The organism is Acinetobacter sp. IK40, from assembly GCF_035615075.1.
GTDB classification, from domain to species: Bacteria; Pseudomonadota; Gammaproteobacteria; order Pseudomonadales; family Moraxellaceae; genus Acinetobacter; species Acinetobacter courvalinii.
This window is the reverse complement of sequence record NZ_JANBOE010000015.1, coordinates 1-21,744: the sequence shown is the minus strand read 5'-3', so window position 1 is coordinate 21,744 and position 21,744 is coordinate 1. Positions and strand designations below refer to the sequence as shown.

Below are 21,744 nucleotides of genomic sequence, written 5' to 3'. Positions count from 1 at the left end.
TTAGTTTTACAGATTATCCTGTAAATAACAATCCTATAATTAATTAAACTAATTCATTAAACAGCGGTTGTTGGTTTATATCAACAACCGCCTTCTAAATTAAAACCGACTTATAACTTGATAAGTTATAAAGGAAAATAAATAAGCCAATGAAAAGAGATATACAGCCATTACGACTGGTTGTTTCCAACTCCCTGTTTCTCTTCGAATGGTCGCTAGTGTTGCTAAACAATGCGGGGCAAAGATAAACCAAACTAACAATGACATACCTGTCGCTAGCCCCCATCCATCCGGACCAGATATTTGAGATAATAAAGTCTGGGTAACTGCATCTTCATCACCAGACATTGCATAGATCACCCCTAACGCAGCAATAATCACTTCACGAGCTGCCATTGCAGGAATCAAAGCAATACAAATTTCCCAAGTAAATCCAATCGGAGCAAATATTGGATGGATTAGATGCCCTAACTGTCCAGCAATACTATAATTGATTGGTGGCATTGTTGGATTATCAGGTGGTAAAGGGAACGTTACCAAGAACCATAATAAAATAGAAAGTGCGACAATAATTCCACCAACTCTTTTTAAGAATATAGTTGCTCTATCATAAAGCCCCAAAGCTACATTTCGAACATCTGGAATACGGTATGTAGGTAATTCAAAAATGAAAATACTTTCAGTTTTATCTTTTCTGACTAATTTCAGGAATAAAGAAACCAATAAAGCGGATACGATTCCTGACATGTAAAGCCCGAACAGAACTAGACCTTGTAAACTGAGCCAACCATAAACCAACTTGTTTGGAATGAATGCAGCGATCAGCAAAGCATATACAGGTAGTCGTGCAGAACACGTCATTAAAGGTGCAATCATAATCGTTGCTAAACGATCTCTTTCAGAGCTAATACTTCTAGTCGCCATGACTCCGGGAATTGCACAAGCAAAGCTCGAAAGTAGTGGAATAAATGAACGCCCACTTAAACCAGCTTTAGACATCAGCTTATCTAACAAAAAAGCAGCTCTAGGTAAGTATCCCGATTCTTCTAAAATTAAAATAAAGAAAAATAAGATCAGAATTTGAGGCATGTACGCGAGTACACTACCAGCACCTGCAATTACACCATCAACGACCAAACTTCTTAAAAGTGGATGAGTAATCAGAGGTCCTATCGCCCCACCAAACCATGAAATCGAATCCTCAACAAAGGAAATTAACGGTTGAGCCCAAATAAAGACAGCCTGAAACATTACAAACATGGTAAAGGTCAATATTAATAATCCAAAAACTGGATGTAAGAATATTTTGTCCAAGAAAGCCGTTCGTTTATCACCATTATCATTTTTCAAGATGACTTGTTTTGTAATATATTTGATTTGGTCAAAGTGACTCAGATCAGAATGATAAGGGGCAACAAACAAATTCTTTTGATCCAATTGGGTCAATAGCCCCTGAATGCCTTTTGTTTTTACAGCTACTGACTCAACAACAGGAATACCTAAAAGCTGAGATAGCTTCGTTGTATCAATTGAAATCCCACGCTTTCTAACCTCATCCATCATGTTAAGAACAAGTAACATTGGTCTGTTTAAAGCCCTGACTTCAAGTACAAGACTTAAATGAAGATGAAGATTCGTAGCATCGACAACACATACAAAAATATCAGGTATAACTTCGCCTTTTAATTCACCAAAGCATACTGCTCTAGTTACCTCCTCATCTAAACTGCTCGGTTTTAAACTATAAGTCCCAGGCAAATCCAATACTCGAACGGTATCACCAGATGGCAGTTTAAAAAATCCCTCTTTCCGTTCTACCGTTACCCCAGCATAATTTGCAACTTTTTGACGAGTCCCTGTGAGGGTGTTAAAAAGTGATGTTTTACCGCAATTAGGATTACCAACAAGTGCAATATTTTTAGTGTCCATTGGTAATCTCTACAAAAATTCGTTCTGCTTCATTTTTTCTTAAGGCGAAACGTGAGGTTTCGATTTGAACCAACACAGGATCACCACCAAAAAGCCCTTTCGCAAGCACTTGTAAGGATTCACCTACTCTAAAGCCCAGCAGTTCTAAACGCTCCAGAACAGGATCATTTTTATCTTGATACTGTTCACCCTTTTTAAGATCAATGATTTTTACAGTCTGGTCTTGCTTTACTTGAAATAAATTCATTGTCAGCACCCTACTTCAACGCCAAAATTTTTCGAGCGCCATTCAGTACAAACAGTGAAACAAGAATACCAATAATCAAATCTGGGTAAGCTGAACCAGTCCATGCAACAAGTACACCTGCTAAAATAACCCCCATATTTACTATTACGTCATTAGCTGAAAAGATCCAACTCGCTTTCATATGGGCTCCGCCATCTCTATGCCCAGAAATGAGATACAAGCACGTCACATTGGCAATAAGTGCTAAGAAGCCAATAATGATCATCAAATCTGACTCTGGTTCACTACCGAACATGAAACGTCTGACAACATCAATAATAACGATCAAAGCTAATAAAAGTTGAATCCATCCTGCAAAATGAGCTGCTTTTAATTGGTATTTAGCCGCTTTCCCTACCGCGTAAAGTGCTATACCGTAAACGGCCGCATCAGCAAACATATCAAGAGAGTCCGCAATGAGCCCCGTCGATGCGGCAATAATTCCACTTATGAACTCAATAAAAAAAAGAACACCATTAATCGCTAGTAATAATTTAAGGACTTTCGCCTGCTTAGTCGGATCTGGTGTTTCAGGCAATTCCCCAGTGGCTTTTACTGTTTCCACGAGCTTTGCACCAAAACCTAGGGCTTCAAGTTTTGTGGTAATTTCATTAATCCCATTGGTATGGAAAACAACTAACTGTCTTTGCGCCAAATCAAAAGATAAACCTTTAACTTCATGCAAGGGAGAAAGTGCCATTCTTACCATTTGCTCTTCTGCCGAACAATCCATCTTCGGAATCAGAAAAGTACTAGCTTCTTGTGCTTGTTCTTTATTTTCATAAGCTTCAGTTTTATTTAATTTTGCCCCAAATCCAAGAGCTTCAAGTTTTGCAGTGATTTCATTACTTTCACCATTATGCAGAACTTTTAGGTTTCGGTTCGGCAAATCAAAAACCAAGCTCTTAACATCTACCAATGAAGATAAAGTCATCCGAACCATTTGTTCCTCTGCGGAACAATCCATTTTCGGGATGCTATAGTCACTGATGAAAGTCGCTGTATCTTCACTCCCCCTAATCTTTTCAGGTGAAGTTATCGAATCCGAACCACAGCATGAATTCGACTGCTTACTACCGCATGAATCTTTTTCATCAGGGTTAGGTTCTTGCTGTACCTCATTATCGCAACAAGAACTTTCACTTTCTTCTGTAGCTAAATCTTTAATTTTACAAGAATCTGTTTTTGATTCATTTTGTTTTTGCTTAGTGTCTTCACAAGAACTTTCTTGATTACAACCGCAACCACTCATTGATGTGCCTATAGTCATATCTTCACGTATTGCATATTAAAATCCCTATAGCTACTATAGAGTCAATAGATCAGGTGACTTGAAATGAACTTAAAAATTGGTGAATTATCTCAGCTATCCGGTTGCCCTGTTGTTACAATACGGTTTTATGAAAAAGAAGCTTTATTACTAGCCCCTAATCGTTCGGAAGCTAATTATCGACTTTATAACAAAGACCACTTAGAGCGACTTCTATTTATTCTTAATTGCCGAACTTTGAATATGAGCTTGGACGAAATAAAAATTTTATTAGCATACAAAGACAAACCTTGTGGAAACTGTAGTTCTATTAACATCTTAGTTGATAAACATATTCATCAATTAGAGCAGAATATCCAAAAACAGATTCAGCTTAAGCAACAACTTTCTGATTTAAGAAGCAAATGCTCTGGTTTTTTGGAAATTAACTCTTGTAAAGTACTTGAAGGGTTATCCGTAAGTTTAAAATAATTAAGAATGAATAATGGAATATCACCATTATTCATTCTTAATAAAATATTTAGAAAACTAATTCAATACCTGCCCCGTATAACCACCCCTTTTCAGAATTTGTAGCTTCTTGAAAAGTTGTTAATTTCTGTCCTTTTTCATATTGATAAGCGACATCAACAAATGGTCTTATACGCTTATTAATCTCGTAACGAGTTTTTAGACCTGTCTTTAACTCAGACAAACCTGACTTTGTAGCAAAATCAGAATTATCATTAAACACAATATCTGCTGCAATATATGGCTGAGTAATTAGCTTTTGAGTGAGTAATAGATCTCGATCAAACTCAAAACTGGCTCCCCAAAAATTATTTTCACCACCATAAAGGTAGGCTTTTGTCTCAAAGAAATAAGGTGCAAGGCCTAATAATCCAATAACGCCATCAATGCGATTACTATTACGGTTATTTTTGTCCTCACTATACCTTACCCCAGCTTGTACATCCCAAAATGGTGCAACATTTCTACTGTAAAGAGCTGATACATCATATTTGGGATCATTACTCTCCGCTTTATTCATATTAGCTTCAACAAACATTCGATTTTCATCTGTTCCAATCAATGCCTCGAAACTCGAACCTAAGCTGCCCTTTCCATCTTTATCAACTATCCACTCATTGGAAAATTTAGTTGTCTGATAAATTTGCCCACCATGCTCGTTCATATGATTTTGGCTAAAAGCTAAAGTTTCAGACCCTTTGCTGTTTGAAGACTTTTGATCAGTATTACGTTCAACATAGCCTAATCCGCCTGATTCGCGTAAAAGCACACTCATACTTGACGTACTCTTATTTAGATTTTCAGTCGAATTATCATTCGCAAATGCCATACCCGCTAAGCCAATTAAAGCAACAGATAAAATTGTTTTTGAATATAACTGTTTAGTGATGTGCATGTTGATTCACTCCCTCATGGCTAGTTTGAGGTTGGGCAACGATACTTTTCGTATCATCATCATTGCTATCTACATTTGCCACAATGAGTTTGTTCATCATTCCAGCTGCCATGTGATATAACAAATGGCAGTGGATAGCCCATTCACCCAATTCATCAGCAGTAAGTAAAGTTGTAACTGTTTTCCCCGGTGGCACAATGATCGTGTGTTTATTTGGCATATTACTTGGATCTTGACCATTTTCAAGCTGCATAAACATACCGTGCAAGTGCATTGGGTGAGCCATCATACTGTCATTCACAAATTTCAAGCGTATACGTTCCCCGTATTTCACTTTGAATGGTTCTGTTTCATTAAACTTCTTACCATTAATTGTCCAAATATAGCGCTCCATGTTCCCACCAAGACGGATTTCCATTTCACGTTCAGGGGCACGAGTATCTGGTTGAGGCTTTAAAGATTGTAAGTCACTATATTGAAGTGCTTTTTGACCAACAGGTGTTGAAGCATTTGCCCAGCCATATACAACATCACCATTCTTTTCTTGTGTAGGTGCATTAGATGTAGTCATTTGCATGCCATGGTTCATACCTGACATAGATTGATCTTTTGAGCTGTCTGTCATAGACGACATATCGTGATCCATGCCTTTCATTGAAGACATGTCATGGTTCATTCCAGACATTGACTGATCTTTTGAGCTGTCTGTCATAGACGACATATCGTGATCCATGCCTTTCATTGAAGACATGTCATGGTTCATTCCAGACATTGACTGATCTTTTGAGCTGTCTGTCATAGGCGACATATCATGATCCATGCCTTTCATTGAAGACATGTCGTGATTCATGCCCGCCATAGAAGACATATCATGCCCCATCCCCATATCTTCCATAGTTAATAAAGAACGAGGACGTGACTTCGGCATTTTGATTTGATTTATTGGAGGAGTATTCTCATCATGTAAGGAACCAACTGAAAAACCACTCCTATCAATTGATTCTGCTTCAATTTGATAATTTGATTGTTTGGGTTCTACAATAACATCATACGTTTCAGCCGTCCCTATTCTGAATTCATCAACCGGAACAGGTTTCACTGGTTGCCCATCTGCACTGACTACCGTCATTTTCAAGTTAGGGATTCTGACGTCAAAGAATGACATTGCTGAGGCATTAATAAACCGAAGACGTACTTTTTCACCCGTCTTAAAATTACCAGTCCAATTTTGTTCTGGAGTCTTACCATTCATCAAAAAAGTATATTTTGTCACATCAGACATATCTGTCTTGAGCATTCGCATCTGGTTCCACATCGAACGGTCTTGCCATGTTGCTTTTAAACCATCTTTTTTAATTTGTTTAAAAACATCAAAAACAGTTTCACGACGGTTCTGATAATAGTCAGCTTCTTTCTTTAGATTATTCATGATTTTATCACTAGTTGAATCATGAAAATCTGAAAGTAATACGACATAATCCTTATCTGTTTTCTCAGCTACAGTTAAAGGTGTCCTATTTTTGGGGTAAATGACTAACGGACCATACAAGCCCTCTTGTTCTTGACCTTTACTATGCGAATGATACCAATAGGTACCATTTTGGCGTACCTTAAACTTATATTCGTAGGTCTTATTAGGGGCAATACCGTCAAACTGATTAAATCCGGGTACGCCATCCATGATGCCCGGTAGAATTAACCCGTGCCAATGAATAGAAGAATCTTGTTTTTTTAGCTTGTTATGGACACGAATAATAGCATCATCACCTTCCTCAAACTCAAGAAGAGGTGCAACAAATTTCCCATTAACCGTAATTCGTTTTAAAGGCTTACCTGTGATATTCACCGTTTGCTCAGCGATTGTTAAATCATATTCTTTAACTGCTGCCACAACCCAAGTTGATGAAAATAAACCGACTCCTATTAAAAGGACATGCGTTAATTTTGTAGACATTTATTTCACCTATCTAATATAAGGATGGGAGAATCAAGCAAACCTATTATTCGCTTTAATTTCCCCCGATCTTTCATTTATCGTATTTGTTATTTATTTGATGTATTTGACATGTTCATCTTTGAGTGGTCCATGTTCATCATACTGGAATTATCCATATTACTCATTTTAGATTGCCCCATATTCATCATCTTAGAATGATCCATCTGAGACATATCCGTCATGTTACCATGCTCATGCTGACTATGATCCTGTTGGGTTTTATCATCATTCTTCATATTACAAGGTTTTTGACATTTCTCTTGCGTCTTTGAATCGGCTTTAATTTCAGACACAACTGTAGTTCCTTGTTTCACATCTGCTGCCCAAGACTGAGTTCCTACAATTAAAGTACCAACACACATAAGAGTGGTTAAGCTACGGCTGAATAGAGTTTTCATGTTTTGCTCCAAAAATTAACTTTATGTAAATACCTTAAAGGCCTTCACTAAACATCTATGTGACATGAAAATGACATTTTTGTAATCTACAACGAATCACGTATTTATAACGTTATTATGTTCTTAATGAGTGATATGGGATTTTTATCAATGAGAATCTTACTAGTTGAAGATGAACAAAAAACCGGTGACTACCTTAAACAAGGTCTATCTGAAGCTGGGTATATAACGGATTGGGTAACGGATGGATTATCTGGTAAACATCAAGCGCTTTCCGAAGAATATGACCTCATCATTTTAGATGTGATGCTTCCAAAGCTAGATGGTTGGGATATCATTTATGATATCCGAAAAAGTGGCAAAACTATGCCTATTCTTTTTCTTTCAGCACGTGATCAAATTGAAGATCGTGTGAAAGGCTTGGATTTAGGTGCTGATGATTATCTAGTCAAGCCTTTTGCTTTTGCTGAGTTATTAGCACGAATTAAAAGCTTACTCCGACGGGGACAACAAAAAGAAGATAGTAACCTTATTACAATTGCTGATCTTGAACTTGATCTTCGTAAACGCCGCGTCACTCGCGCTGGGCAACGTATTGACTTAACAGCTAAAGAATTCGCGCTGATGGAATTATTTATGCGTAGACGTGGTGAGATATTACCTCGTACGCTCATTGCCTCTCAAATATGGGACATGAATTTTGATAGTGATACCAACGTTGTAGAAGTCGCTATCAAACGTTTGCGCAGTAAAATTGACAGTAATTTTAGCCCAAAGCTGATACAGAACATACGTGGAATGGGGTATGTTTTAGAGGTAGAAGATGACTCGTAAATTGTTTAATGCAATCAGCTTTCGTATAGCAATCATCTTTTCTCTTTCTACTGTTATCATCTTAATGATTATGGGGTTGGTTATTCACAAGCTCGTAATGCATCATTTTGAAGCTCAAGACCGAACTCAATTAGAAGGCAAAATTCAACTTATAGAGAATCTACTTGAACAGAACCCATCTAACTCTCAAGAACTAAATTTATATTTAAAAGATGCCTTAATTGGACATCACGATCTGATTGTTCAGATTGAACGTCCAACAGGTCAAGTTATTTTTAGCTCAGCACCATCAGTAATTCATCCCCAAGCACTCAACAAATCAAAACAAGATCCATGGCTTGAATGGAAAATTAAAAATAAGACTTATCGTGGCTTAATTTATAAAAAGACTTTTGATCATAATGACTCGTTTATATCAGCTCAGATTATTGTTGGAATCGATACCTCTGAGCATCTACATTTCTTAAATGACTTTAGACGTCAACTTTTATACATTGGATTTGTGGGTACAATTTGTTTAATGTTCTTAGGGTGGTTCGCAGCATGGCGAGGGCTACGTCCATTACAACAAATGGCAAAAGTAGCAGAGGGTATCTCAGCCCAACATCTTTCTGAACGTTTAGAAGTCGAAAATACTCCAACCGAACTTAAATCACTGGCTGTCGCTTTTAATGATATGTTAGATCGGCTAGAAGCCGCAGTAGAAAAACTTTCAGATTTTTCATCTGATCTTGCTCATGAAATAAGAACACCTATTAACAATTTGATGACTCAAACTCAAGTATGTTTATCTCGTAGTCGAAATATTAATACTTATCAGGAAGTTCTATTTTCAAATTTAGAAGAGTTTGAGCATTTAGCTCGCATGGTCTCTGATATGCTATTTTTGGCAAAAGCAGAACATGGTCTACATTTACCTAACCTACAACAGGTTAATTTAGTTAAAGAAGTTTCAGCATTATTTGATTTTTATGATGCTATCGCTGCTGAAAAGGGAATGTCACTCGAACAGAGTGGTTCAGGTAGTATAAAAGGTGATCCTTTAATGCTACGCCGCGCTTTAAGTAATTTGTTATCGAATGCAATTAAATATGGCAAATCAGATTCGGTCATCAAAATCACATGCCAACAAAACTTTGATACAACAACATTCATCATTGAAAATGAAAGCTCCCCACTATCATCAGAACAACTTAATCGGTTATTCGATCGTTTTTATCGAACAGATGTATCTAGACAGAGAGTTGAAGAAGGTACTGGCCTTGGTTTAGCAATTACCAAATCTATTCTTGATGTGCATGGAGCTTCCATTCAAGCGACTTATAACGAGGGACATATTTCTTTTAAAATTATCTTTAAAAATTAGTGATATCTCGGTTATTAAGCACTCATTCTAATGATGCTTACCACTCATTAACTTACGCTAATGAGTGGTAAGTCGTGATTATTTTTGATGACGTAATCGTAAGGCATTACCAATTACCGATGCTGAGCTTAGGCTCATTGCTAATGCAGCAATCATAGGCGAGAGTAACCAGCCAGTAAATGGATACAGTACACCAGCAGCCAAAGGGATACCTAATCCATTATAGAGGAAAGCAAACATCAAGTTTTGTTTCATATTTTTAACAGTTGCCTCTGATAAAGAACGAGCAATTTCAATACCACGTAAGTCACCTTTTACTAATGTAACTTGGGCACTATTCATTGCTACATCAGTACCCGTGCCCATTGCGATTCCAATATCAGCTTGAGCCAAGGCTGGTGCATCATTAATTCCATCACCAGCCATAGCAACAATTCTCCCTTCTTTTTGCAATTTTGTGACCAAATCTAATTTATCAGCAGGTTTAACCTCACCATAAACCTCACTAATTCCTAACTTAGCCCCAACTGATTTTGCTGTAGTTAGCCCATCACCTGTTGCCATGATGATTCTTAAACCTGAGTCTTCCAACGATAAAAGGGCCTCTGGAGTGCTTGCTTTGATTGGATCTGAAACTGCCAGAAGACCTAGCAGTTTTCCATCGGCTGCCAAATACATAACACTGGCACCTTCAGCTCTTAATACCTCTGCTTGTGGAATAAGAGTGTTAACAGATATCCCTAATTGCTTCATCAGTGCCGTATTGCCTAGCGCTAATTTTTGTCCGTTTATCTCTCCATTAACACCAATACCTGAACCTGATTCAAATGAAGTAGGTTTACTTAAAGTAAGATTTCGCTCACGGGCGGCACGTACAATTGCATTTGCTAAAGGATGCTCACTGCCCTGATCTAAACTCGCAGCTAAACGGAGGACTTCATTCTTTTCATATCCTGAAGTGGCTACTACTTTATTGAATGATGGTTGTCCTTCTGTCAAAGTTCCTGTTTTATCAATAATCAATGTATCAATTTTACGTAGATTCTCTATTGCGGCAGCGTCTCGAAAAAGTACTCCATTTGATGCACCTCGCCCTGTTGCTACCATAATTGACATTGGCGTAGCTAATCCCAAAGCACATGGGCATGCGATGATTAAAACAGCTACTGCATTGATTAATCCATAAACCCAACTAGGTTCAGGTCCGAATAGCCCCCACCCCAAAAAAGTTAGAACAGCAATACCTATAACCCCCATAACAAATCGTCCTGCAACATGATCCGCCATCCGCTGCATAGGTGCTTTTGAACGTTGAGCCTGAGCAACCATTTGCACGATTTGAGAAAGTACGGTTGATGATCCAACTTTTTCTGATCGCATCACCAATGAACCATTCATGTTCATTGTTGCACCAATGACTTGATCACCCACACGTTTTGTAACTGGCACAGGTTCACCAGTTAACATCGATTCATCTACAGAGCTTGAACCTTCTGTAATGACTCCATCAACAGGAACTTTTTCACCGGGGCGTATCCGTAATAAATCGCCTACGTGTACATGAGATAGTGGAATATCTTCTTCTATACCATCAACACTGATTTTTCTTGCTGTTTTAGGTGCTAGCCCAAGTAGGGATTTAATTGCCGCTGAAGTTTGGGAACGTGCTTTTAACTCTAGCACTTGACCTAACAATGTGAGAGAAATAATCGCTGCGGTCGCCTCAAAATACACAGCAACACGCCCCATAGATACAAATGAGTCTGGAAATACTTGAGGTACTATTGTTCCAACAAGGCTGTATATAAAAGCAGCTCCTGTACCTATTCCAATCAAGGTCCACATATTTGGACTCCGATTCCAGATTGACTGCCAACATCTAACAAAAAATGGCCATCCCGCCCAAAAAACTATTGGCAAGGTAAGAAAAAGTTCAATCCAGCTTTGCACCTGCATTTCGAACCAGTTCAATTGATGACCAAACATTGCTAAGAAAACTACAATAATGGTTAGCGGTAAGGTCCACCAAAATCTATGCTTAAAATTCTTGAGTTCTGGGTTTTCATCAGCGTCATCTAAGTCAGGAAGTAAAGGCTCTAACGACATACCACAGATCGGACAATTTCCCGCATGGTTCTGTCTAATTTCAGGATGCATTGGACAAGTGTATATCGTGAAGGTATTAACATGAGCAGGCTGATTAACTTCATTTGAATCCTCACCATCCCTCTTTTGTGGTTCTTTTAACGTAACTACATTCTCAACTTTAGTAATATAAAAATGAGGATCACTTTTAAACTTTATGTGGCATTTCTCACTACAAAAGTAAAAAGTTCTATTTTTAACTTCTTCATAAAACTTGGATGCTTCTGTAACTGTCATACCACAGACAGGGTCAGTAAGTCTGTTATTGAGTACTTTGTTTTCATGATGATGGTCCATAAAAGCCTCCTTCATATTTAATTTTTTAAATTAATAATTTCATTAAGATGGAAATAGACTCCCTCTTATTAGTTTGTTTAGTGATCATTGTTTTCTTTAAAGCCAGTGTACCACTTGTGGTTTTTTAATTTTTAAAATGACAAAAATGTAATTTTGAAGTCATCGGGATGTTTCTCTCATCCTTTAATAATAAGCATGAGAAAGGTGATGACCAAGCAACCAATTGATGCATTTCATTCGGTCATTACTGAGCCCAAGATTAGTTTAAAGAGGATGAAGAAATGAAAATTTTCAAAAATAAAATGTCAGCTCTACGTAACACTCTCGTAGGTGCAACACTGATTGTTACTGCTTCAAGTGCATTTGCACACGTGAAACTTGAAAGTGCAATTCCTGCGATCAATGCTTCTGTAGCAAGTCAACCAAAAAACATAACACTCAATTTTGGTGAAGAAGTCATGCTAATGAACGTTAAGTTACTTGATGCCCAACGTAAGGATATCCCTTTGAACTACCAAATAACTCATGATATGAAAAAATCATTTGACGTAGCGGTTCCAAAACTAAAAAAAGGAAAATATACGGTGGTTTGGACCACAATGGGTACCGATGGCCATAACATGAATGGTGAATATAATTTCACTATTAAATCGGCAAAATAACAATGAGTGAAAATAGTCAACATGCCAGCAGCTTGCTGGCATGTTGCTATAATAAAGGGAGAAAAATATGATTCCTGAGACTTGGATATATGCAACATGGTTGGTTAAAGTCATTTTATATTTAGGGATTGCATTTGTTATTGGCGGTGCTTTCTGCTATTTCTTACTTGGACGTTATGTTGAAATCAAGGAGACTATTCTAAAATACATGACTATTGGTACAGGTTTAGGCCTTTTTTCAAGTGTTCTCGGCTTCTTCATTCTTATAGGAAGTTTTGCCAACACTGGCCTTTCAGGTATGTGGGATAGCAACTATATAAATATACTAGTCAATACTCCTACTGGACATGTCTCTATCATTCGATCAATCAGTTTTGCACTTTTACTCATATTTATGATAGTCAAACTTAGTAAAGGGACGATTGATATTTCCAAAACTGAAGGAGCAATCTTTACCATACTGCTCACACCAATCGTTTTAAGTTTTTCACAACTCGGACACGTCACGAATTTACCCTTATTCGCTCAAGCTTTGTTATCAATACATGTACTTGTAATGTCCTTATGGATGGGGTCGCTTTATCCATTATGGAAAACAAGCAAAAAAATTAATGGCTTACCACTTAAAGAACGTATGCATCTATTTGGGCAAATAGCAGCCTTTATTGTAGGAATACTCATCGCTTGTGGTCTTAGTATTGCTTTATTACTCTTTAAAGATTTTAATACTCTAATCAATACACCTTATGGGCATGGATTTATTATTAAAATATTATTTGTCCTAAGTATTTTATTGTTAGCAGCCTTTAACAAATGGTATTTCACACCTCGCTTACAAGACCCGAAATTTGCGAAACAATTGGGCTATGCCATTTTATTTGAGATGTCATTAGGTCTATCAATTCTTTTAGCCACTGGTTATATCACCACTGTAGTCGGTATTGAGTAAAAAAGGATCACGCTATGACTTCATGGATGAAGTACAATTTATTATTTTTCATTTTTTTGAATACGACATCATGGGCTGAACCTAGCACTTCAAAAACGATTCGCTCCTTAGATGATACCGAATTACGTAATATCACTGATCATAATCATGGCGACACCAAAGTCGAAGAGAATAAAGACCATCATTCTAAAGATAAACAACTACGTAATGAAGATAGTAGACAACAAAAAGTTATAAATGGATTAATGTTACAAAAGCCTAACGTACTACCGCCCTCCAAATAAACGATACTTAAGTAATGTTTATTGATTCAATAAGTAGTTCAAATTTTTTAATAAAAAATAGTAGCAATATTACTGTTGGGGGCTTCTTAGCCCCCAACAGTATTTAATTCAGAGCTTGAACCGACTGCTGTAAGCCTTTCTGAATATCTTGAACATGAGTGAGATCATGCGTTTGCTGATGCTCTGTTTGAGATTCAACGCTGTAAAACTCCTCCACTATATCCAAACCCTCTTCACCTCCCACCTCAAAGCAGGCATTACCATAACCCTGCCGTGCCACATGATCCAAAGCCTCCTGATAGAACCCTGCTGTCTTACTTTGTTCATCCATCTGTTTGGCTGAACTAATCGCATCTTTCAGGTTTGTGCCATCACGTAAAGTCAGATCCACGTAGTAGATCGGGGTACGGTAACTTTGTGTGGTGCTTTTACCTCGCAAGGTCAATTGCAATGGCAAACAAGAAAGTAAGTCACCCGATGCTGCGTGATAGTAACGAAGTCGAGCTGCCAAAGTGCGGATGCTGTTAAAGCCTGTGGTTCTAAAGATGAAAGTACCAAACTCATCTGATTCATCTAAGTTGACGTAGAGTCTGCCATAGGGCTTGCATAATCCACCCTGTGCCAATGGACATAAATCAGGGGATGGACAAGGATGTTGTTCAATGCCATTTTGACCGAGTCGCTGACAGCTTTCGCCATTGCCTGAACAGATTAAACGTCCAGTTTGGCGGTCAAATAGGCTGTACTCTGCTCTTAAGTTGAGATCGGGATCATTGAAGATCATGCGGACTGGAATGCTTCTCAGCTTTTGGTTCTGATTGGGCGCTTTGGCACGTAGTTGCTCATCCAGTGGATGTTTGACCCACCCATCTTTATTTTGGATTTGGCTGGTAATGGTAAATTGATCATCTTTTTCAGGCAGACGTTTTCCATTCTTTTCGACAATTTTGCCGATACTGATACGCCCCAACACAGGTGGGGTAATAGCTAAACCTTTAATCATGATGATGTACTCTATATAGATGTTGAAATGGCGTTTAAATTTGGATAAATAAATTTTGGGCATAAAAAATCCCATACTTGTTTGGGGTATGGGATCAGTTGGTTGGGGTGTTAGTTAAATTGAAATGGGTTACTTGGGTATCAGCCCTATCCACCATTCGGATAAATCTGAAAGCGTCGTGTTCCTGCTTTGGTTTGGGGAAATTGCTGTAGGTATTCAGGATGCTGTTTAAGCAATGATTTACTGTCTAGGCTGATTGAGTCTTGTGATTTCTTCCATGTGACTGAACCACCTGTAAATACCGCTCGCTCTGCTTCTTTCATCATCATTTGTAGTTGATGTTTCAGTTCATCAAAATACTGCTGGTGTTGTTCAACTTTATGTCGCTCCTCTAGTAACTGATTAAACAAATAATTAGCTTGTTCATTTTGGGTCAGGTCTTCTACTGTTAATGGAATCTGTTCAGGATAAAGTTGTTGCAAGGCTTTAGCTGCTGAATCCGAAGCATCTACACTGGGTGGAATACCTGTTTCGACACATTGCCAGAAATGACGTTCCGCATTAATGATGTGCTGAATCACAGTTTCATTACGAGTCACTTTATAGATTTTGGTTTCATGCCCACAGATCAAGGCACAAATATGCGCTGCCTGTTTACCTGTCACTGCCAATTGATGCTGTACCTGACACAGCACATATAAAGGCACGCCATCTCGCCATAGTTTTGCGCCATATTCCCCCACGGTTTTACATTCCAAAATTTGCACTTCTTCATTACCGACTACAGCATAATCCAAGTTCGCCAACATAAACTGTTTGTCTTCATCAGGGTGTTGCAATACTGCATTAACTCGACGGACTTTATGATTGGTGTGCATGCTGTAGTATTCAGCCACCAAAGGTTCTAGCTTTTTTCCCCAGTACAAGGGTGCGTAACCTGCACTTTCATCCTCGATGTTTTGTTGCATCCGCCCTGTCTTGATCATCCACAGTTCCAGCATCGACATATAGGGATTCAGTCCACAGGCCGTTGCTGCATCACTGCTGCCAATACCCTGTTTTCTGACTTCTAACCATTGTTGATAGTTCATCTGTTTGGTGTTGGCAAGTCTTTTTGCTGTAAGGGCTTTGGTCTTTCGTGGTTGCGTATTCGGTCGATCTCGTTTGGTTCGGGTTCCCACCTCAATCTGCTGAATGGATTGATTTAGATTCGGTAAATAGGGTTGTAGTGGTGGGTTATTTAGCGTGTTTTGAATTTGAGTATGACTATTCATTGCAATTATTCCTGTATCGATAAAATCGTAAAAGCTGAATTTTGGGCATAAAAAAGCCGCATGAGGGTGCGGCTAAAGGTGTTGCTGTGCTTGTACGGTGTTACTGTATGCTTAGGCTAATGGAGCTGGCTTAATTGAAACTGAATTTAGGCAATCATTCTCAATGCCTGTTCCAGACCACGCTGTTTAATGGCAGCCCCTGCACCAAACCATGCTGAATCGAGTCGATGATCGGTACTCATCGCTCGACGTTCATGGTCACAGAACTCGGTGATGCTGCACAATAATCCATAAGCGGTATCCTTGGCTGAACTCAGTTCTGCACCACGTCCATGTCCGTTAAACATGGTCATGACTTTCGACATGGCACGTCCATTTGGCTCGGTTTTATTGTCCGCTTTGGTTGGGGTGTTGATGCCTTGGTTTGGCATAGCAGCATTTCGATAGAACTGAATGATGCTTTCATCTTGTTCAGCCATAGTTAGGTTGGTATTGTTAAACACCGCATCAAAGAAGGCTGCTGCTTCCTGCTGAGTTACCTTACGCTGGCTCAGTTGTTTCATTTCATACATGTGTTCATCCCATGCACGGACTGAAATACCCAACTGTTGTTTAACTTTCTCAGCATCGAAACGAGTGCTGTGTGGGACTTTAACCACACCTGCACTGGTATTTTGTCCTTTGAGAGCAATTGCCAAAGTATTGTTACATACCACCCGGATACTGGTGAACTGTGCAGTGGTTGCTAGAGTGCCATCACAAGCCGTCGCTAGTAGAATATAGCCATTACTCACATCCTTACCCTTGAGTGCTGAAGTCTGTCCAGTCTTGGCTAATGCCCAGAATTTCTTGCCACCTTTCAGTACCCCTGCGGTTTCCAGTTCAAAGCCTGATTGCTCCGTCAGGTCTTTGTAGAAGTGTAGGATTTCCATCGGTTGGACTTCTTGAAAGCGTTGGCTGACCACGGATAAAGGTGCATGCGTATCTGAACGGTAAAGCACTCGTTGTTCTTCAAAAGGCATGATGATGCTTTGTCCACGTTCATTCTGTGCCATGTAATTGACATCCGAGGATTCTATCCGCCAGTCCATGCCTGCTTGTTGTGCCCAAACCTCGATGGGTTGGTTTGGTGTGAGTTCATTGCCTAACCCATGCCAAGGGGTTTGTCCAGTGAATGCCATAGTTTCAACTAAATGTGCCATAAGAATAATTCCTGTATCGATTTTGAATGGGTAAAAGGGTTCGATTTAAATTTTGCTAAATACTTAATTGCGTAAATTCGGGCTAAAGCTGCGGTCACAGTTGTTGCAGTAATACTGTTTGCGATAAGTTGGGTGAAGCGGTTGTTGCTGTTCATCTTCAGTGATCAACATCCAGATACCGCCAATCAGTACCCCAACGATTGCACCTGCAATTGGAGGAATATTCAGGCTTTTGGAAACACTCACTCCTAATGTGGCAAGTGCCATCGGTGACATCACACTATTGGAAATGGGGTTATTGGTTGAGGTACTGGGTAAATGTTGGGTTGATTCAAGCAGTACCGTCTCTCGGGACTGGCAATAAGGACATGGCAAACTCATTGTGGTATTTCCTGTAAATGAATAAAAAAACCTGCTGGGGAAGCAGGCAAAATGATTGCAATGTAGCTGAAGCATGTATTGGTGCTATCTCAAATGGAGAAACACTGTTCTCAATTAGATGCTATGTATTTGTATTTTTTTAGAATGCGTTTTTTTTCATCAGTTTTAGGCAATTTTTGAATGATGATTAAACAGATCAATTGACCTGTTTTTTAGCAGCGATTATGATGCAAGGGCTGACCTACATTGTCAGTCGGTTTTGACAGACCGCTCATCTAGCGCATCGGAGTTTATTCATCTGAGTATTCTTTGTATGTGTAAAAACCTTCTCGTCCCCCTTTGCGGTAGAACGGGAGGGGGACGCGTTCGCGCGTGCTGGTTCTAGATGTCCAGTCTGTCAACCCCTTTTCGTTCTGCCACCATAATCAATTGACAGTGATTCGGTAGAACTTCTAATTCATCTAGGAGTCAACCATGACGCAATTTACTGTGCTTTATTATTCCCCTGCACTTTCTCTGCCTCTCAGGCATTTTATTCCAATTCATTTATCACACGCTTTCACTGTGTCCTGATTGACTCAAGGCATCAATTAACTGCTGCATCCATTTTGGTCAGTGGTGTTTTGTGCTGGATAAAAATCATGAAATTCATCGCACAGCTTATTTTGGTTGTCCTTATTGTGCTCAGTAACAGCATCGCTAGAGCCTATGACAGCCAAGCAAAATGTATTTGAAATTACAGGCAATTTCATAATTCATTTTTAAAAACTTAAAAAATATTGGATGGGGAAAATAATAGGATGAAATACATTTCAATTGCGCTGCTCACCAGCCTTGCGTTGGTCGGCTGCTCAAAACCACAACAAGATGATGTAGAGAATAAAGAACTATCTCAAAAGATTGAAAACATGTCATTGAATGATGCTGTCCCTGCACAGGCTGTTTCTTCTCCTTTGATTATCGCTCGCAATAAAATTACACCTCCGCTAACAAAGACTGGAGAAGACTTTCAGGAACTCATCAAAGATGAGGGGTATTTTTCCTTTTATCCACCGTATAAAACCATCTATGGATTGCAGATGTTTGCTGAAAATGACGATGTTGCAGATTATTGTGCAAACTGCGTGTATTTCCAGTCCATTCTCAATGATTTAAGAAATGTGCTGGCTTTAAAAAACAATCAAGTTTTAGTGATCGGACATACTGATCAACAGTTTCCTGCATTCACTTTTGCTTTAGGTGATGACTATTCTTTGCGTGCAGCGCATGATACGGCAATCAATTATATAAGATCGACAATGCAGGTGACTCCACCACAAAAAGATCAATTTGAGAGTACAGAACAATATCAACAACGTATTCAGACACTTCAAAATGAGTTGGATACTAAAAATGCCCATCTAAATTATGACTTGAAGCTTTTAGAACTCAGTTTAAATGCTACGTCTGGTCAAAGTCTGTTTATGCCAAGCAGCTATACACCGAATGATCGACCAAATGGTCCGATTGATAATTTTGTTTATTACGATGCTGATTCGAAACAATTACATTTTGAGAATATGAATTTCGCATCTGATCTTATTGTGAATTTCACAGCCCCATCCACGCCAGAGTTAGCACAAAATATTATTACGGCTGGTGGACAGAAGTATGTCGGTTACATTTTTAACTTCAATAATCATAAATTGGAATTAGAGAGCTTAGTCATTTATCAGGCCAACAACACTCAAGCTGATTCTGCGAATGAACCGATTGCCATCCTTGAACCGAGCACCATGTCCTTTCAACGCAAACATTTCAACGGCATAGAAAATGCTCGATTAAAGCAATTTGATGTGACACTGAAAAAGCCAATTCCTTTTGATTTTAGCTTGGAAAACTACACGCCGATCGAAAAGGTATTTAAAAAGATCGATGAGTAATTCCCACTTTTATAAAAAGTAAAAAATTGATTGACCAAACAATTAAATACACAGAGTTGGGCTTTCACCCAACCCTGTAGATCACAATATTCGATTAAATATAGGCATGTGTAATGAATTTTATTCCATCGATTGTTTTATCCAGTGTGTTGCTACTGACTTTAACTGCGTGTAATTCAGGTAACGATGCACCAAAACCAAAGGATACCCCAACTCAAACAAGTGAGCATAGCACTGCTGATGCGACTGAAACTCCGCCTCAATCTGAAGATGATTTTCCAGCCGTTGATAAATCCTTTCTGGAAGATGAGTCATATAATGCTGAGGAAGGGACTGAACCCACTGTACAAGAACAATTTGAAGTCCGTGTCCGTCGTGAAGAATCACAATACTCCATGACAGGCTATACCGATTTGTTAAACATCATGTCCTTGAACGATGCGCCAACCACCATCACAGGGGTTTTAATCAACCGTGGTAATTGCAGAAGCAAAGGCACTTACGATTACCAAAATATGCGCTATGGCTCAGTGGCAAAAGTCTACTTGGGCTGTTCCGCTGAATATGTCCGTGAAGTGACCATCACCACCAACAGTGGTTTGACCTATACCTATAATTTTTAGAGATTTAATCACAGCGATTTATACAAGCATAAAAAAGGCGTTCTAATCAGAGCGCCTTATATTTGAAAAGTTTACTTAGCAGGGATATTCCCTGTATAGCTTTGCCATAAATAGGAAATATGCTGACTCATATACCGATAAAGTTTGAGGGGGCCATTTAGAAACTCAAGCTGTTTACTCCAGTAGCTACGCATATCACTGTCCGCAAAGTAACAGTGTTTTTCCCAAACCAAATAAGGTGATCCTTGCACAAGCTCATGTCCCTTGTGTAAACAAGCCCCTCTCCATACCCGTAAGATAAAATCAGAATATTTACACTCATCACCAATCACATAAATGATGGCATGGACTGAATAAAATCCATTCAGTGATTTCACAATACGCCATTGCACATCATACAGCTTGCCAGCTAATTCTTCGGATTGATGTAATCTTTCCAGCCATTTACTAGCAAGTTTTGGTAATTTAACTTCGGCATCAAATTGTAAGGGAATAGTAAACATACAAGGTAAATCATAGATCATACAATTGATCTGCTTATGTTTGTCTAGACAACGTTTAAACAATGCCTTTTGGAATTTAATACTTTCATTAATTGGTTCAATAAATTTTGTATATTCCAGTGCAATCCGTCGTTTCAGAAACTTATGTTTAAATTGATCATGAATAAGCTCTGCATTCTCTACAAGGTAATTCATATTACCGTAATGAGAAAAGCCTACTGTATCAAAGATTGCAGCCCAATAAGGATTTAGTTGAAATCCATGTAATACCAAACGGTGATAATGCAGCCAAGGTAGAGAATTTAAAAATATACGATAATTCTTATCCAAACATTTGGGTGATCGTTTATCCATAACCGCTAGTTTCCCATTTTCAATTTGAGCTGCATTTTGAATACTCTGTCCTAAGAACAAATGAGTATTAACATCCAGCATGAATGGGATAATTGGTGTCTGCGGTATATAGTGTGCTTGAGGAGTCGCTGAATAATGAGTCATTTCATGCCTCCTTTTGACCAGTATTTTTAAGAGATTTACCCATTTTTATCGCAACATCCTTAGCAATATTTTTACCAAATACACGTATGAAGTAGGCTTTATCATTTCTAAGGTTTTGCTCATTCTCTTCATCCTGCTTAATCCTTTTATGCACAATGAATTGGTCTCTTTTGGTTATATAACGGATGGCTTTAATCAAATACTCGTATTTTTGTTTATCACTGCGATGTAAGGTGCCAATACCGACATCTTTGTATTTGCCATTGTGAGCATCAATATTGCAATTATAGTAAGTCCCCTCATCACCAATCACTCTTTTCCAGACCTCACCAATCTGTTGTGCTAACTTAATGTCCTGTGAGTGTTTACGACCATCGAGAAAGAAAAAACTGATATGTGCTGAATTAGCAGGAGACTTTCACTTGGGATATGCTAGGCAGCTAACCGATAAAAGTTCTCTGCTATTTGATTTGGCGTTTTAAAATCCAAACTCTTTTGAATTCTTCGCTGATTATAA

The 21,744-nt window shown here is 38.6% G+C and carries 21 protein-coding genes; 8 read left to right on the top strand and 13 right to left on the bottom strand.

Annotated elements, in window-relative coordinates:
• Nucleotides 1–99: 99 nt before the first annotated feature.
• Genes feoB through MSG93_RS18690 form a run of 3 tightly spaced genes read right to left on the bottom strand, consistent with a single transcriptional unit; the run spans nt 100 to nt 3,467 of the window.
• Entirely contained in the window at nt 100–1,929 is a 1,830-nt protein-coding gene (gene feoB, locus MSG93_RS18700) for a ferrous iron transporter B (RefSeq protein ID WP_004699721.1), read from the bottom strand.
• Nucleotides 1,919–2,176, bottom strand: a complete 258-nt coding sequence (locus tag MSG93_RS18695) for a FeoA family protein (protein ID WP_004699719.1) — start codon at nt 2,174–2,176, stop codon at nt 1,919–1,921. Before MSG93_RS18695 ends, feoB begins: the two co-directional genes overlap by 11 nt.
• Nucleotides 2,177–2,186: 10 nt before the next feature.
• On the bottom strand, nt 2,187–3,467 hold the full coding sequence (locus MSG93_RS18690) for a cation transporter (protein ID WP_004699717.1): 1,281 nt from the start codon (nt 3,465–3,467) through the stop codon (nt 2,187–2,189).
• A gap of 84 nt (nt 3,468–3,551) precedes the next feature.
• Between MSG93_RS18690 and cadR the strand changes: the two genes are divergently transcribed.
• Nucleotides 3,552–3,956, top strand: coding sequence for a Cd(II)/Pb(II)-responsive transcriptional regulator (cadR, locus tag MSG93_RS18685; protein ID WP_004699715.1), 405 nt, complete (start codon nt 3,552–3,554; stop codon nt 3,954–3,956).
• A gap of 49 nt (nt 3,957–4,005) precedes the next feature.
• Here the strand turns inward: cadR and MSG93_RS18680 are convergent, their stop codons facing one another.
• The 3 genes from MSG93_RS18680 to MSG93_RS18670 form a co-directional block, all read right to left on the bottom strand.
• Nucleotides 4,006–4,890, bottom strand: coding sequence for a copper resistance protein B (locus MSG93_RS18680; RefSeq protein ID WP_004801527.1), 885 nt, complete (start codon nt 4,888–4,890; stop codon nt 4,006–4,008).
• Nucleotides 4,877–6,844, bottom strand: a complete 1,968-nt coding sequence (locus tag MSG93_RS18675) for a multicopper oxidase domain-containing protein (protein WP_062846547.1) — start codon at nt 6,842–6,844, stop codon at nt 4,877–4,879. Before MSG93_RS18675 ends, MSG93_RS18680 begins: the two co-directional genes overlap by 14 nt.
• An 89-nt stretch (nt 6,845–6,933) precedes the next feature.
• Nucleotides 6,934–7,284, bottom strand: coding sequence for a hypothetical protein (locus MSG93_RS18670; protein ID WP_004801531.1), 351 nt, complete (start codon nt 7,282–7,284; stop codon nt 6,934–6,936).
• 150 nt (nt 7,285–7,434) lie between these two features.
• On the opposite strand from MSG93_RS18670, the gene MSG93_RS18665 reads away from it, so the two are divergent.
• Nucleotides 7,435–8,118 (top strand): heavy metal response regulator transcription factor, encoded by a 684-nt coding sequence (locus tag MSG93_RS18665; protein ID WP_004722337.1) that lies wholly within the window; start codon nt 7,435–7,437, stop codon nt 8,116–8,118.
• The gene (locus MSG93_RS18660; protein ID WP_324622895.1) at nt 8,108–9,484 is read left to right on the top strand and encodes a heavy metal sensor histidine kinase; all 1,377 of its coding nucleotides are present in this window, start codon (nt 8,108–8,110) and stop codon (nt 9,482–9,484) included. The genes MSG93_RS18665 and MSG93_RS18660 overlap by 11 nt, the downstream gene beginning before the upstream one ends.
• 78 nt (nt 9,485–9,562) lie before the next feature.
• Here the strand turns inward: MSG93_RS18660 and MSG93_RS18655 are convergent, their stop codons facing one another.
• On the bottom strand, nt 9,563–11,926 hold the full coding sequence (locus MSG93_RS18655; protein WP_005003192.1) for a heavy metal translocating P-type ATPase: 2,364 nt from the start codon (nt 11,924–11,926) through the stop codon (nt 9,563–9,565).
• Between the two features lie 281 nt (nt 11,927–12,207).
• Here MSG93_RS18655 and MSG93_RS18650 point away from each other — a divergent pair, with 281 nt between their 5' ends.
• From MSG93_RS18650 to MSG93_RS18640, 3 genes are all read left to right on the top strand, one after another.
• A complete protein-coding gene (locus tag MSG93_RS18650; RefSeq protein ID WP_004722340.1) occupies nt 12,208–12,588 on the top strand; it encodes a copper resistance CopC family protein in 381 nt (126 codons plus the stop codon).
• Nucleotides 12,589–12,655: 67 nt separating this feature from the next.
• Nucleotides 12,656–13,537, top strand: a complete 882-nt coding sequence (locus MSG93_RS18645) for a copper resistance D family protein (RefSeq protein WP_004801541.1) — start codon at nt 12,656–12,658, stop codon at nt 13,535–13,537.
• Nucleotides 13,538–13,551: 14 nt separating this feature from the next.
• Nucleotides 13,552–13,821 carry a hypothetical protein gene (locus MSG93_RS18640; protein ID WP_004722342.1) on the top strand — a complete coding sequence of 90 codons (270 nt, stop codon included), beginning with the start codon at nt 13,552–13,554 and terminating at the stop codon, nt 13,819–13,821.
• Nucleotides 13,822–13,924: 103 nt separating this feature from the next.
• On the opposite strand, the gene MSG93_RS18635 is transcribed toward MSG93_RS18640, so the two are convergent.
• From MSG93_RS18635 to MSG93_RS18620, 4 genes are all read right to left on the bottom strand, one after another.
• The gene (locus MSG93_RS18635; RefSeq protein ID WP_004801544.1) at nt 13,925–14,824 is read right to left on the bottom strand and encodes a hypothetical protein; all 900 of its coding nucleotides are present in this window, start codon (nt 14,822–14,824) and stop codon (nt 13,925–13,927) included.
• A gap of 146 nt (nt 14,825–14,970) precedes the next feature.
• The gene (locus tag MSG93_RS18630) at nt 14,971–16,098 is read right to left on the bottom strand and encodes a YqaJ viral recombinase family protein (protein WP_004801545.1); all 1,128 of its coding nucleotides are present in this window, start codon (nt 16,096–16,098) and stop codon (nt 14,971–14,973) included.
• A 146-nt stretch (nt 16,099–16,244) separates the two neighbouring features.
• Nucleotides 16,245–17,300 carry a DUF932 domain-containing protein gene (locus MSG93_RS18625; protein WP_004801549.1) on the bottom strand — a complete coding sequence of 352 codons (1,056 nt, stop codon included), beginning with the start codon at nt 17,298–17,300 and terminating at the stop codon, nt 16,245–16,247.
• 63 nt (nt 17,301–17,363) lie between these two features.
• The gene (locus MSG93_RS18620) at nt 17,364–17,681 is read right to left on the bottom strand and encodes a hypothetical protein (RefSeq protein WP_004801552.1); all 318 of its coding nucleotides are present in this window, start codon (nt 17,679–17,681) and stop codon (nt 17,364–17,366) included.
• Between the two features lie 800 nt (nt 17,682–18,481).
• Here MSG93_RS18620 and MSG93_RS18615 point away from each other — a divergent pair.
• On the top strand, nt 18,482–19,603 hold the full coding sequence (locus tag MSG93_RS18615) for a hypothetical protein (RefSeq protein WP_005003187.1): 1,122 nt from the start codon (nt 18,482–18,484) through the stop codon (nt 19,601–19,603).
• A 113-nt stretch (nt 19,604–19,716) separates the two neighbouring features.
• Nucleotides 19,717–20,226, top strand: a complete 510-nt coding sequence (locus tag MSG93_RS18610) for a hypothetical protein (RefSeq protein WP_004699703.1) — start codon at nt 19,717–19,719, stop codon at nt 20,224–20,226.
• Between the two features lie 71 nt (nt 20,227–20,297).
• On the opposite strand, the gene MSG93_RS18605 is transcribed toward MSG93_RS18610, so the two are convergent.
• Together MSG93_RS18605 and MSG93_RS18600 are read right to left on the bottom strand one after the other, a co-directional pair.
• Nucleotides 20,298–21,227 (bottom strand): hypothetical protein, encoded by a 930-nt coding sequence (locus tag MSG93_RS18605; RefSeq protein WP_004699700.1) that lies wholly within the window; start codon nt 21,225–21,227, stop codon nt 20,298–20,300.
• Nucleotide 21,228: 1 nt separating this feature from the next.
• Nucleotides 21,229–21,540 (bottom strand): hypothetical protein, encoded by a 312-nt coding sequence (locus MSG93_RS18600; protein ID WP_228711789.1) that lies wholly within the window; start codon nt 21,538–21,540, stop codon nt 21,229–21,231.
• Nucleotides 21,541–21,744: the final 204 nt, after the last annotated feature.

Excerpts from the sequence above, each read along its gene's own strand:
- feoB (WP_004699721.1), bottom strand. The coding sequence starts at position 1,929 with ATGGACACTAAAAATATTGCACTTGTTGGTAATCCTAATTGCGGTAAA.
- MSG93_RS18695 (WP_004699719.1), bottom strand. The coding sequence starts at position 2,176 with ATGAATTTATTTCAAGTAAAGCAAGACCAGACTGTAAAAATCATTGAT.
- MSG93_RS18690 (WP_004699717.1), bottom strand. The coding sequence starts at position 3,467 with ATGAGTGGTTGCGGTTGTAATCAAGAAAGTTCTTGTGAAGACACTAAG.
- cadR (WP_004699715.1), top strand. The coding sequence starts at position 3,552 with ATGAACTTAAAAATTGGTGAATTATCTCAGCTATCCGGTTGCCCTGTT.
- MSG93_RS18680 (WP_004801527.1), bottom strand. The coding sequence starts at position 4,890 with ATGCACATCACTAAACAGTTATATTCAAAAACAATTTTATCTGTTGCT.
- MSG93_RS18675 (WP_062846547.1), bottom strand. The coding sequence starts at position 6,844 with ATGTCTACAAAATTAACGCATGTCCTTTTAATAGGAGTCGGTTTATTT.
- MSG93_RS18670 (WP_004801531.1), bottom strand. The coding sequence starts at position 7,284 with ATGAAAACTCTATTCAGCCGTAGCTTAACCACTCTTATGTGTGTTGGT.
- MSG93_RS18665 (WP_004722337.1), top strand. The coding sequence starts at position 7,435 with ATGAGAATCTTACTAGTTGAAGATGAACAAAAAACCGGTGACTACCTT.
- MSG93_RS18660 (WP_324622895.1), top strand. The coding sequence starts at position 8,108 with ATGACTCGTAAATTGTTTAATGCAATCAGCTTTCGTATAGCAATCATC.
- MSG93_RS18655 (WP_005003192.1), bottom strand. The coding sequence starts at position 11,926 with ATGGACCATCATCATGAAAACAAAGTACTCAATAACAGACTTACTGAC.
- MSG93_RS18650 (WP_004722340.1), top strand. The coding sequence starts at position 12,208 with ATGAAAATTTTCAAAAATAAAATGTCAGCTCTACGTAACACTCTCGTA.
- MSG93_RS18645 (WP_004801541.1), top strand. The coding sequence starts at position 12,656 with ATGATTCCTGAGACTTGGATATATGCAACATGGTTGGTTAAAGTCATT.
- MSG93_RS18640 (WP_004722342.1), top strand. The coding sequence starts at position 13,552 with ATGACTTCATGGATGAAGTACAATTTATTATTTTTCATTTTTTTGAAT.
- MSG93_RS18635 (WP_004801544.1), bottom strand. The coding sequence starts at position 14,824 with ATGATTAAAGGTTTAGCTATTACCCCACCTGTGTTGGGGCGTATCAGT.
- MSG93_RS18630 (WP_004801545.1), bottom strand. The coding sequence starts at position 16,098 with ATGAATAGTCATACTCAAATTCAAAACACGCTAAATAACCCACCACTA.
- MSG93_RS18625 (WP_004801549.1), bottom strand. The coding sequence starts at position 17,300 with ATGGCACATTTAGTTGAAACTATGGCATTCACTGGACAAACCCCTTGG.
- MSG93_RS18620 (WP_004801552.1), bottom strand. The coding sequence starts at position 17,681 with ATGAGTTTGCCATGTCCTTATTGCCAGTCCCGAGAGACGGTACTGCTT.
- MSG93_RS18615 (WP_005003187.1), top strand. The coding sequence starts at position 18,482 with ATGAAATACATTTCAATTGCGCTGCTCACCAGCCTTGCGTTGGTCGGC.
- MSG93_RS18610 (WP_004699703.1), top strand. The coding sequence starts at position 19,717 with ATGAATTTTATTCCATCGATTGTTTTATCCAGTGTGTTGCTACTGACT.
- MSG93_RS18605 (WP_004699700.1), bottom strand. The coding sequence starts at position 21,227 with ATGACTCATTATTCAGCGACTCCTCAAGCACACTATATACCGCAGACA.